Source organism: Ruegeria sp. H7 (assembly GCF_056532945.1).
Genome location: NZ_JBQFNZ010000008.1, coordinates 1 through 11,238, shown reverse-complemented (window position 1 = coordinate 11,238; position 11,238 = coordinate 1). Strand labels below are relative to the sequence as shown.

Here is an 11,238-nt window from a genome sequence, read left to right as displayed (position 1 = left end):
CGGACTCATTGAAATGACCAACCGAAGCTTGAAAATCATTAACGAAAAGGGCCTGCACGCCCGCGCGTCCGCCAAGCTGGTCGAGGTTGTGGAAGGCTTTGACGCCAGTGCCGAAGTGTCCAAGGACGGCCTTTCTGCATCCGGAGACAGCATTATGGGCCTTTTGATGTTGGCAGCCTCGCGCGGAACGACTATTGACGTCGAGACGTCCGGGCCGGATGCTGAGGCATTGGCAGAAGCTCTGGAAACGCTTGTGAATGACAAGTTCGGAGAGGGGTTCTAAGGCTGCCCCGCGGGACAGAAAGAACGGGAAGACCAGGAATTGGCGGAAACAACGCACGAGACCAAGACAGGCCCGGTGGTTGATGGGACCGAAGACCAGGGCGAAATCTACGACCGTAGAACCCTGACCTACGCGAACTCGTTCGACGATGCCTGGACCTCGACCGCCATTCGCGCCATCGAATGGTGTACCGGCAAACTGACCATTTTGCGGATGGTCAACAAGTTCGAGAAAAAGAACGAATATTATCGAGGTCAAAGGTTTTGGGGCGGTGCTCTGGCAACCATGGGCATCGACCTGACCACACCCGAGGAACAGATCGCCCGCATCCCCAAGACAGGCCCGGTTGTTGTCGTGGCCAACCATCCGCACGGCATGGTGGACGGCATGATCCTGGCCGAACTGATCGGGCGCGTGCGCAGCGATTATCGCATCCTGACCCGGTCCGTGCTGACCGGGCTGGACGAGGCTGCGACCTCATTCATGATTCCGGTTCCCTTTCCGCACGACCCCGAAGCACAGGCCAAGATGCTTGAAATGCGCGGCAAGGCCATGGAGCATCTGAAAAACGGCGGCGTTGTGGCCCTGTTCCCCTCGGGCGTTGTTATGTCCTCGGACGACTGGTTCGGCCCGGCGATCGAGCGGGAATGGAACGTCTTCACCGCCAAGATGATCCGACGCTCGGGTGCGCAAGTGCTGCCGATCTTCTTCCCCGGCAGCAACTCGCGTTGGTATCAGATCGCCAACAAACTGTCGCCGATCCTGCGGCAGGGTCTGCTGCTGCACGAAATCGTCCGGTCCTGCAAAAAACCGCAATCTCCGGTTATCGGCGAACCGATCAATGACGACGACATGCAGTTGCTGGAACGCGATCCGCGCGGCTTCATGGCGTGGCTCAGAAACCGCACCATGTCGCTGGGCACATCAGACAAACCCTAATCCGCCCTTCATCTGGCCAGAAATATCCCGGGGGTGAGCCCGGATGAAATCCGGGCGAGGGGGCTGGCCCCCTCTTACCGCGTCGGAACAGGCACTTCGCCCCGATAGTCATAAAACCCGCGTTCGGTCTTGCGGCCCAGCCAACCGGCCTCGACATATTTCGTCAGCAGCGGGCAGGGGCGATACTTGGTGTCCGCCAAGCCATCATGCAACACGTTCATGATTGCCAGGCAAGTGTCCAACCCGATGAAATCGGCCAGCTCCAGGGGCCCCATCGGGTGGTTTGCGCCCAGCTTCATGGACTGGTCGATGGATTGCACATTCCCAACGCCTTCATACAGGGTGTAGACGGCCTCATTGATCATCGGCATCAGAATGCGGTTGACGATGAAGGCCGGGAAATCCTCGGCGCTTGCGGCTGTCTTGCCCAGACGGTCCACCACTGCCTTGCAGGCTTTGAACGTTGGTTCATCCGTGGCAATCCCCCGGATCAACTCGACAAGCTGCATGACCGGCACCGGGTTCATGAAGTGGAACCCCATGAACCGTTCGGGCCTGTCCGTGCGGCTGGCCAGTCGGGTGATGGAAATTGAGGAGGTGTTCGAGGTCAGAATCGTATGCGGCTGAAGATGCGGCTGCAAATCCTCGAAAATCGCCTGTTTGATGGTCTCGCGTTCGGTCGCGGCTTCGATCACCAGATCGGTTTGCCCCAGTTGCGGCAGCTCCAGCGTCGTTGTGATCCGTTTCAAGGCGGCCTGCATCGCGTCATCGCTGATCTTCCCGCGTGACGCCTGCCGGGCCATGTTGCCCTCAATCGTCGTCAAGGCGCGATCCAGGGCCTCCTGACTGACATCATTCAGCAAAACGTCATAGTCCGCCAATGCCAGCACATGGGCGATCCCGTTGCCCATCTGACCTGCGCCAATCACTCCGACCGATTTCACATCCATATTCAGCTGCCTTTGCCTTGCGCGTTACGGCGACAGTATCGACAGTTCGGGGCTTGCGGCAAGGGGCTGAGGTCGCTCGAATTCGCTTCAAATGCGCACATTAGGGGAATCTCAACATCCGGGGCGGCAAGATGGCAACCGGGTGAAAATTGGGTGAGTGAGATGAGCTATCATCAGACAGGCTCGGGCATGGCCGAGAATGACGTATGCCAGTATGACGGAACCAGATTGTGGTTTAGGGGGCCGCCCTGCACGCTGGACCTTCCGTTTATCGCCTGCATCGGCGGGGATGAAACCTTCGGGCGCTTTGTCGATTCTCCGTTTCCGGATGCAGTACAGAAGCAACTGGGCAAAACCTGCGCCAATTTTGGCAGCCTGTTCGCGGGTGTCGAGGCGCTGACGCGCGATCAAGGTCTGCTGAGGTTGGCAAACCGGGCGCAGAGATGCGTGATCCAACTGCCTCAGGTTCATGGCCAGTCGAACCGGTTTTACCGCGTGCATCCCCGCCGCAATGACCGGTTTCTAGAACCAACGCAGGACCTGCTGGATTTGTATCCCGATATCGACTTTACCGAGGTGCATTTTGTGCGCCACTTACTAAAGCGTCTGCAGGCAAGACATGATGCGCGGTTCGAAGTGATCGCACATGAACTGCGTCAGGGTTGGTTGCGGTCCCTTGGCACGTTTCTGGAGCAGCTGGACCCGCAGACGGTGCTGCTGCATCTGCAGATTCAGCGGGTTCATACGATCGAGGACGACCCCATCCCGGTGAACGCCGGCATGGTCGAGGCGTTGAGGCCGCAGGCCGCGCGGGTAGTCACGTGCTCTGTCGCCGTGTCCGGCGCGTCGGACACGCTTGAGGATATGTTGTTCGGGACGCTACAACAGCCGATAGCAGAACACATGCTTGGCCCGGCCGCGCACAGGCAGATTGCCGAGGCGGTTGTGCCGGTCCTGAGGGACCTGAACGCATAAGGCCCGCCAATGGCGGGCCTTTGCTAACATCACTTTCAAAGACCTGGGGTCTTTGCTCAGCCGAGCTTCTCGGTCAGTTCCGGCACGGCCTGGAACAGGTCAGCGACTAGTCCGAAGTCGGCGACCTGGAAGATCGGCGCTTCTTCGTCCTTGTTGATCGCAACGATGACCTTCGAGTCTTTCATACCAGCAAGGTGCTGGATCGCGCCCGAGATGCCGACGGCAACATACAGATCGGGAGCAACAACCTTACCGGTCTGACCCACCTGCCAGTCGTTCGGCGCATAGCCCGAGTCTACCGCCGCGCGCGAGGCACCAACCGCCGCGCCCAGCTTGTCGGCCAGCGTTTCGATCAGTTTGAAGTCCTCTTCCGAGCCGACACCACGGCCGCCCGAAACAACAACGCCAGCCGAGGTCAGTTCCGGACGGTCGCTCTCGGCCACCTTGTCCTCAACCCAGGACGACAGTCCTTCGGAGCCGGGAACCGCAACGGTTTCAACCGATGCCGCGCCGCCTTCGCCCGCTGCGTCAAAGGACGCGGTGCGGATGGTGACAACTTTCTTGGCGTCGTTCGATTTCACGGTCTGGATCGCGTTGCCCGCATAGATCGGACGCTCGAAGGTCGAGCCGTCAACCACGCCGGACGCATCCGAGATCACCATCACGTCCAGCAGCGCGGCAACGCGCGGCATCACGTTCTTGGCGTCGGTGGTCGCAGGGGCAACGATGTGCTCATACCCATCGGCCAGCGAAACGATCAGGGCTGCGGTCGATTCCGCCAGGCGGTGGCCCAGCGATGCGTCTTCGGCAACCAGAACTTTCGAGACACCTTCGATCTTTGCAGCAACCTCACCAGCTGCGGCAGCGGAACCGCCAGCGGCCAGAACGGTGATGTCGCCCAGCGACTTGACGGCGGCTACGGCCTTGGCGGTGGCGTCCAGCGACAGCTCGCCATTGTTGACTTCAGCCAGAAGAAGAACAGCCATTACACAGCCCCCGCTTCTTTGAGTTTCCCGACCAGCTCGTCAACCGAGCCCACGATGATGCCTGCGGCACGTGCCGGCGGCTCTTCGGTCTTGACGATTTCCAGACGCGGCGTGACGTCGACGCCGTAATCTGCGGCGGTTTTCTCGTCCAGCGGCTTTTTCTTCGCCTTCATGATGTTGGGCAGTGACGCATAGCGCGGCTCGTTCAGGCGCAGGTCAACGGTCACGATGGTCGGCATCTTGACGCTGATGGTCTGCAGGCCGCCGTCAACCTCGCGGGTGATCTTGGCGGTGTCGCCTTCGATGTCCAGTTCGGACGCGAAGGTGCCTTGCGACCAGCCCAGCAGGGCCGACAGCATCTGGCCGGTGGCGTTCATGTCGTTGTCGATCGCCTGCTTGCCCGCCAGAACGATGCCGGGCTGCTCTTCCTCGACCACTTTGGCCAGGATCTTGGCGACGGCCAGCGGCTCGATGTCCTGATGGACGTCATCGGCGGCAACAACCAGAATGGCGCGGTCCGCACCCATGGCCAGCGCGGTCCGCAGGGTTTCCTGCGCCTGCTTGACGCCGATCGAAACGGCAACCACTTCGTCAGCCTTGCCCGCTTCTTTCAGGCGGATCGCCTCTTCCACGGCAATCTCGTCGAACGGGTTCATCGACATTTTGACATTGGCGAGATCAACACCGCTACCGTCCGCTTTCACGCGGACCTTCACATTATAGTCAATCACGCGCTTGACAGGCACGAGTACCTTCATTTTGCGCTTTCTCCTCACAAAAACGGTAAGTCGCAACGCGACTCCACCAATGCTCTCGGACGACTGAATAGCGTCTCAATTCACGGTGCAACAGGGCAAAATCGTCACGTCAGGGGCTCGGGACGTCGCGTTTCGTAATTTTTGACGCCACGGCGGAAAATAACAGTGCGGGGTGGGGCCGATTTTTGAGCATGCGGGATCAGGCATGTCGTGGCGTCAAACAACTGGGTCTCAGCCTGTTACGGGGCAACGCTCGTTCGTGCCTGCGGGGATTGAGCCCTAGGCTTTGCCCTTCCGGCCGCCAGAACGTCCACTGGACGTTTCGCCGCTTTCAGCGGTTCGCGCCCGGAACCCACAAGACGTCGTCTTTGCCGTTGTTGTTGGCGCACCGTGCGGCGACAAAGAACCAGTCGCTCAGGCGATTGAGGTATTTGACGGCCACCGCGTTCACCGGCTCCATGTTTGTCAGTTCAACGGCAAGCCGCTCGGCCCGGCGTGACACGGTGCGGCACACATGCAATTGGGCCGCCAGACGCGATCCGCCCGGCAGAATGAAGCTGCGCAAGGGTTCCAGATCGGCATTCATCGCGTCGATCTCGGCCTCCAGCCGGTCGATCTGGGCCGGGGCGATGCGCAAGGGCGGGTAATTGGCCTCGGCATCCTTTTCCATATCGGGGCGACAGAAATCCGCGCCCAGATCGAACAGATCGTTCTGGATTCGGGCCAGTGCGGCATCGGTTGGACCATCAGCCTCGGTCCGCGCCACGCCGACAAAGGAATTCAACTCGTCCACGGTGCCATAGGCCGCCACACGCCCAGAGTATTTGGCGACACGTTCTCCGTTCCCCAGCGCAGTCTTACCGTCATCGCCTGTGCGGGTGTAGATTTTGTTGAGTACGACCATTTACTGCGCTCCCTGTCCGCTGAGATAGACGTAGAGAAGGATCAAAACGACGGCAATGAACTGAAACAGGATACGCAGCCGCATCATCTTGTTGCTTTTCTTTGCAGCCGCCATGCCGCCTTTGCCGAAATTCGCGATGCCAAGGGTCAGCACGACGACCACCGCCGCCATGGCCAGAAGCAAAACGACCATCAATAGGTCCATCAGGTATCACCGTCTGCGTTTTAGTTTCGTTGGACCTGATCTAGCCCCACAGGATCAAAAAGCGAACCAGTAATTTCGTCTCAGATGCGGGACAGAATCCGGTCAATCGCTGCGGTCGGCAGAATCCGACGCAGGTACCCGGCGATGTAGGTGGGTGTGGTCACGTAGTACCGGGGCTTTGGTCTGCGCGCTTCAACTGCGTGCGCGAGTTTGGCCGTTACGGCTGATGCCGGAAGTTCGAACCTATCTGGACCCGAGCTTTCGTACAGCCGCTTGAGCAGCGTTTCTTCATATTTCTCGCGCAGCGCCGAGTTTTCCCAGTCGATGAACCGTTCAAAGACCGGGATGGCTTTTTCCCGCAGCTTCGAGGTGATGGGACCCGGTTCGATCAGGATCACCCGGATACCGGTGCCCCGCAATTCAAGGCGCAGCGTATCGCTGAGGCCTTCAATCGCGTATTTGGTCGCGACATAAGCCCCGCGCCACGGAAACGCGACCAGTCCCAACACCGACGAGCATTGCACTATCCGGCCATGCCCCTGTTCCCGCATGACGGGAATCACCTGGCGTGTCAGCTCGTGCCAGCCAAATACATTCGCTTCAAAGATATGGCGCAAACCATCTGTCGGGACGTCTTCGACCGCGCCGGGCAGCCCGTGCGCGCCGTTGTTGAACAGCGCGTCCAGCGTGCCGCCGGTGGCTGCAAGAACCTCGGCCAGACCGGCCTTGATGCTGTCGGCGTCCTGATAGTCAATTCTGGGGCTTTCGAACCCCTGGGCGCGCAGCCGGTCGCAATCGCGTTGCTGACGGCACGAGGCAAAAACCCGCCAGCCGCGCGCACGCATACCGTGTGCCGCGTCAAGGCCGATGCCGGATGAGCACCCGGTAATGAGAATCGATTTCTGCATGAGAATCCCGCCCCAGAATGTCACCAATAGCTATGGCGGGCATTGGGGCAGGACAATGACGGGCAACCTTAGTCTTGGGTTTTTTGAACAAGAGATGCGGAAATCCATCCGATCTGTTGCCCGGGCAACACGCGCAGTCGCAACCAGCCGGTTCCGGACTCGCTCAGCACTTCGACCTTTTGGCCGATCCGGGCCTTGCCAATGATCGGATAGATCGTTCCCGGCCCGTCACGCATATTGACGCGCGTACCCGAGATTTCCCGGATGTCCTTCTCGGGTTCAGGCAGCGCCGGCACCTCTACGACCTCGGGGTCGGCGTCAGTTGCGACTTGTTGCAACGAGGTTATGCCGTCTTCCAAAGACGCCAGTGCCAGCGTCACGGTCTGGTCTTCAAACAGCGACGGATTGGCCTGCAGCCCCGCAGCAACCTGCGCCAACAGGGCTTTGGTCTCATCCTCGGTAAGTGCCGGTTCAGGCTGAGCCAGCGCATCAAGCGCAGGCGCGGGTTCCACAGCCGGTTCAGGTGCAAAGCTGACCTGCGTTACCAGATCTTCGACTGGGGCCGGGGCCGGGGCCTTGGGTTCGGGGGTTGGCTGGAAGGCCGCCGCCATGCGTTGCGGATTATCGGCCCGCAATCCACGCGGTTCGAAATCAGGACCGTCGCTCATCACGTAAAAGGCCCAGCCGAGTGCGGCAAAAGTAATCAGTATCAGGCGCGTCATGGCGCATCCCCCAAGGTCAATCGTTACAACAACAGAACAAAAATTTGGCAGCAATCATTCAATTGTTGGGATGGTACCATAATTGAGTGGCCGAGTCGAAAATTCGGGGAAAACACCAGCTTGTCTCCCCCTGTTGCAAAAAGCGCGACTTGTCCCCAGCAAAATGCACTCTGCTTGCTTTACCCAGACGGCCTAGCGTCGTATCACATCATGTATGAATGACACGATCGACGACCCCAATATGGAGGCCCCCGATAACGGGGGTGAGGTAGCCGAACCCCTGCGCCGCGCGATTGGTGAGCGCTATCTGACTTATGCGCTGTCCACCATCATGCACCGCGCCTTGCCGGATGCGCGGGACGGGTTGAAGCCGGTTCATCGGCGAATCCTCTATGCGATGAGAGAGCTGCGACTCAGTGCAACCGGAGGTTTCAGGAAGTCGGCCAAGATTTCCGGCGATGTGATGGGCAACTATCACCCGCATGGGGACGCCGCGATCTATGACGCGATGGCGCGTCTGGCGCAGGATTTCAACGTGCGTTACCCGCTGGTCGACGGGCAGGGGAACTTCGGCAATATCGACGGCGACAACCCGGCGGCCTCGCGCTACACCGAGGCACGGATGACCATCGTGGCCGAGGCGCTGCTTGAGGGTCTGAACGAGGACGCTGTTGATTTCCGCGACAACTATGATGGGACGCTGACCGAGCCGGTTGTGTTGCCTGCGCAGTTCCCGAACCTGCTGGCCAACGGGGCCAGCGGTATCGCGGTGGGTATGGCAACGAATATTCCGCCGCATAATATCTCGGAACTCTGCGATGCCTGTCTGCATCTGATCAAGACGCCGGATGCCCGTGACGACACGCTGTTGAACTACGTGCCCGGCCCGGATTTCCCGACCGGCGGCGTTATTGTCGAACCGCCCGAGAATATCGCGCAGGCCTATCGCACCGGGCGTGGATCTTTCCGCCTGCGTTGTAAGTTCGAGGTCGAAGACCTCGGCCGCGGTCAATGGCAGATCGTTGTCACCGAGATTCCCTATCAAGTTCAGAAATCCAAGCTGATCGAAAAGATCGCGGAACTGATCCAGACCAAGAAAATCCCGATCCTCGCCGATGTGCGCGACGAATCCGCCGACGACATCCGCCTGATCCTTGAGCCGCGTTCGAAAAACGTGGACCCCGAGGTGCTGATGGGGATGCTCTACCGCAACTCGGACCTCGAGGTGCGGTTCAGCCTGAACATGAACGTGCTGATCGACGGGGTAACGCCCAAGGTCTGCTCGATGAAGGAAGTGCTGCGGGCCTTCCTCGATCACCGGCAAGAGGTGCTGATCCGCCGCTCGCGTCACCGTCTGGGCAAGATCGACCATCGGTTAGAGGTGTTGGAGGGCTTTATCGTCGCCTTCCTGAACCTTGATCGTGTGATCGACATCATCCGCTATGACGATGACCCCAAGGCCGCGCTGATGCGCGAGGATTGGGGCATTGATCATGTTCGCGCCACCGACGAGTCTGATTACGTCACGCCCAAACCGGGCGAGGGGGAACTGTCCGAGGTTCAGGTCGACGCGATCCTCAACATGCGTCTGCGCAGTTTGCGCCGTCTGGAAGAGATGGAGCTGGTGCGTGAGCGTGACGAATTGATGCTGGAGCGCGCCAACCTCGAAGACCTGCTGGCCGATCCCACCCTGCAATGGGCCAAAATCGCCGAGCAGTTGAAAGAGACCAAAAAGACCTTCGGTAAAGACTACGAAGGCGGCGCGCGGCGCACTCAGTTTGCTGAGGCCGGACAGGTCGAGGAAGTGCCGCTTGAGGCGATGATCGACCGCGAACCGATCACGGTCGTCTGCTCTCAGATGGGCTGGATTCGCGCCATGACCGGCCATATCGACCTGAAGCGCGAGTTGAAGTTCAAAGACGGCGACGGCCCGCGTTTCATCTTCCATGCGGAAACAACCGACCGCCTGCTGGTCTTTGCCTCAAACGGACGGTTCTATACGGTCAGCGCGGCCAACCTGCCCGGCGGGCGGGGCACGGGCGAACCGCTGCGCCTGATGGTTGATCTGCCGAACGAGGCGCAGATCATCGACATTCTGATCCACAAGCCGGGGCGCAAGCTGCTGGTGGCCTCGGATGCGGGGAACGGCTTTATGGTGTCCGAGGATGAGGTGCTGGCGCAGACACGGAACGGCAAACAGGTGCTGAACGTCAAAGGTGACGAAACAGCGATGATCTGCAAGCCGGTCGCGGGCGACCACGTGGCCGTGGTATCTCAGAACGGCAAGTTCCTGGTCTTCCCGGCAGAGGAACTGCCCGAGATGACCCGCGGCAAGGGCGTGCGCCTGCAGAGATACAATATGGCACGTGGCCGGCAGGGAACGCTGGAACTAGATGGCGGCCTGTCGGACATCACCACCTTCAACTGGGAAGAGGGCCTGAAATGGTCCATGGGCGGCGACAAGACACGGCACGAGGCCGATATGTCCCAATGGCTGGCAAAACGCGCCAGCGTCGGGAAAAAGCCGCCTTACGGGTTCCCGCGCGACTATAAGTTCTCGTGATCTGAACAGGTCTCGGGTGGATTTCTGCCGATACGGCTTGGCACAACCCGTATCGGTGCGCTAGATCAAAGAAAACAGGCCTATCGAGACACAATCATGTTGCGCATTCTGACCCTGATCACCGGACTGGCCCTGATGGGCGCGTGCACCCAGACGCAGGTCTATGAAGAACCCGAGTCGCTGGGCGAGTTCAAGCTGCGGGTGAATTACGCGTTTGCCGAGAAAGCCAAACAAGGCCCAGTCTCGCGCGATGCGACGCCGCAGGAATGGGAAGCTGCGATTCAGAACGCCGTGGATATCCGGCTGGGTCGCTATGAGGGCGCGCAGGATTACGACATCGGTATCAGCCTCGAAGGCTACATGCTGGCCCCTCCGGGCATTCCGGTCATCTACAACCCCAAAAGCACGGCGATTGTGCTGGTCAATGTCTACGATGTGAACAAGAAAGAATTTCTGGCCAAGGCCAAGCAGTTCCAGGTTCTGGAAGACACGACCGGAGGCAGCGCGCTGAAAGGGTCCGGCAATGAGCGGACCAAAGAAGAACAAATGAGCGGTCTGGCCCTGAAAGTGGCCGACCGGGTCGAGGAATGGCTGGCAGAAGAACACAAGGACAATGGCTGGTTCGACAAGCGCCCAGACCTGATCCGACCGCTCGAATCCACCGAGGTTACGCAAAATCCGGCGTGATCGGCGCATTTCCCCAAGGATGTGCTTGATTTTCCCCCGTGAACCAAATATCTCGCGCGCGCAGATGTAACCACGGGACCAAGGGTCCCCCAAATCGCAAAAGGGCGCCTGAGGAATGGCAAAGGAAAAGTTTGAGCGTACAAAACCGCACGTCAACATCGGCACGATTGGCCACGTTGACCACGGAAAGACCACGCTGACCGCAGCAATCACCAAGTATTTCGGTGACTTCAAAGCGTATGACCAGATCGACGGCGCGCCGGAAGAGAAAGCGCGCGGCATCACCATCTCGACCGCCCACGTGGAATACGAGACCGACAACCGCCACTATGCGCACGTTGACTGCCCCGGCCACGCCG

13 protein-coding genes are annotated in these 11,238 nt (G+C 59.7%); 6 read left to right on the top strand and 7 right to left on the bottom strand.

Annotated elements, in window-relative coordinates; all coding sequences use genetic code 11:
- Window positions 1-13: 13 nt before the first annotated feature.
- Window positions 14-283: an HPr family phosphocarrier protein gene (locus tag ACR0AC_RS16400; protein ID WP_170380425.1), complete on the top strand. Its 270-nt coding sequence runs from the start codon at window positions 14-16 to the stop codon at window positions 281-283.
- Window positions 284-322: 39 nt separating this feature from the next.
- Window positions 323-1,222, top strand: coding sequence for a lysophospholipid acyltransferase family protein (locus ACR0AC_RS16395; protein ID WP_170454615.1), 900 nt, complete (start codon window positions 323-325; stop codon window positions 1,220-1,222).
- Between the two features lie 74 nt (window positions 1,223-1,296).
- Here the strand turns inward: ACR0AC_RS16395 and ACR0AC_RS16390 are convergent, their stop codons facing one another.
- Window positions 1,297-2,172, bottom strand: coding sequence for a 3-hydroxybutyryl-CoA dehydrogenase (locus ACR0AC_RS16390; protein ID WP_170454613.1), 876 nt, complete (start codon window positions 2,170-2,172; stop codon window positions 1,297-1,299).
- Window positions 2,173-2,334: 162 nt separating this feature from the next.
- Here ACR0AC_RS16390 and ACR0AC_RS16385 point away from each other — a divergent pair, with 162 nt between their 5' ends.
- Window positions 2,335-3,147 (top strand): DUF6473 family protein, encoded by an 813-nt coding sequence (locus tag ACR0AC_RS16385; RefSeq protein WP_480874851.1) that lies wholly within the window; start codon window positions 2,335-2,337, stop codon window positions 3,145-3,147.
- Between the two features lie 56 nt (window positions 3,148-3,203).
- Here the strand turns inward: ACR0AC_RS16385 and ACR0AC_RS16380 are convergent, their stop codons facing one another.
- The 6 genes from ACR0AC_RS16380 to ACR0AC_RS16355 form a co-directional block, all read right to left on the bottom strand.
- On the bottom strand, window positions 3,204-4,133 hold the full coding sequence (locus ACR0AC_RS16380; protein WP_480874850.1) for an electron transfer flavoprotein subunit alpha/FixB family protein: 930 nt from the start codon (window positions 4,131-4,133) through the stop codon (window positions 3,204-3,206).
- The gene (locus tag ACR0AC_RS16375) at window positions 4,133-4,891 is read right to left on the bottom strand and encodes an electron transfer flavoprotein subunit beta/FixA family protein (RefSeq protein WP_170454609.1); all 759 of its coding nucleotides are present in this window, start codon (window positions 4,889-4,891) and stop codon (window positions 4,133-4,135) included. Before ACR0AC_RS16375 ends, ACR0AC_RS16380 begins: the two co-directional genes overlap by 1 nt.
- 331 nt (window positions 4,892-5,222) lie before the next feature.
- On the bottom strand, window positions 5,223-5,795 hold the full coding sequence (locus ACR0AC_RS16370; protein WP_480874848.1) for a cob(I)yrinic acid a,c-diamide adenosyltransferase: 573 nt from the start codon (window positions 5,793-5,795) through the stop codon (window positions 5,223-5,225).
- Window positions 5,796-5,999, bottom strand: coding sequence for a twin transmembrane helix small protein (locus tag ACR0AC_RS16365; protein WP_170454604.1), 204 nt, complete (start codon window positions 5,997-5,999; stop codon window positions 5,796-5,798).
- A gap of 80 nt (window positions 6,000-6,079) precedes the next feature.
- A complete protein-coding gene (locus tag ACR0AC_RS16360) occupies window positions 6,080-6,907 on the bottom strand; it encodes an SDR family NAD(P)-dependent oxidoreductase (protein WP_480874844.1) in 828 nt (275 codons plus the stop codon).
- A gap of 68 nt (window positions 6,908-6,975) precedes the next feature.
- Window positions 6,976-7,629: an SH3 domain-containing protein gene (locus ACR0AC_RS16355; RefSeq protein ID WP_480874841.1), complete on the bottom strand. Its 654-nt coding sequence runs from the start codon at window positions 7,627-7,629 to the stop codon at window positions 6,976-6,978.
- Between the two features lie 214 nt (window positions 7,630-7,843).
- Here ACR0AC_RS16355 and parC point away from each other — a divergent pair, with 214 nt between their 5' ends.
- The 3 genes from parC to ACR0AC_RS16340 form a co-directional block, all read left to right on the top strand.
- A complete protein-coding gene (gene parC / locus ACR0AC_RS16350; protein WP_480874838.1) occupies window positions 7,844-10,192 on the top strand; it encodes a DNA topoisomerase IV subunit A in 2,349 nt (782 codons plus the stop codon).
- A 96-nt stretch (window positions 10,193-10,288) separates the two neighbouring features.
- Window positions 10,289-10,879, top strand: coding sequence for a hypothetical protein (locus ACR0AC_RS16345; protein ID WP_480874835.1), 591 nt, complete (start codon window positions 10,289-10,291; stop codon window positions 10,877-10,879).
- Window positions 10,880-10,994: 115 nt separating this feature from the next.
- Window positions 10,995-11,238, top strand: a 244-nt coding sequence (locus ACR0AC_RS16340) for a GTP-binding protein (protein WP_244327575.1), incomplete at its 3' end; no start/stop codon positions are given.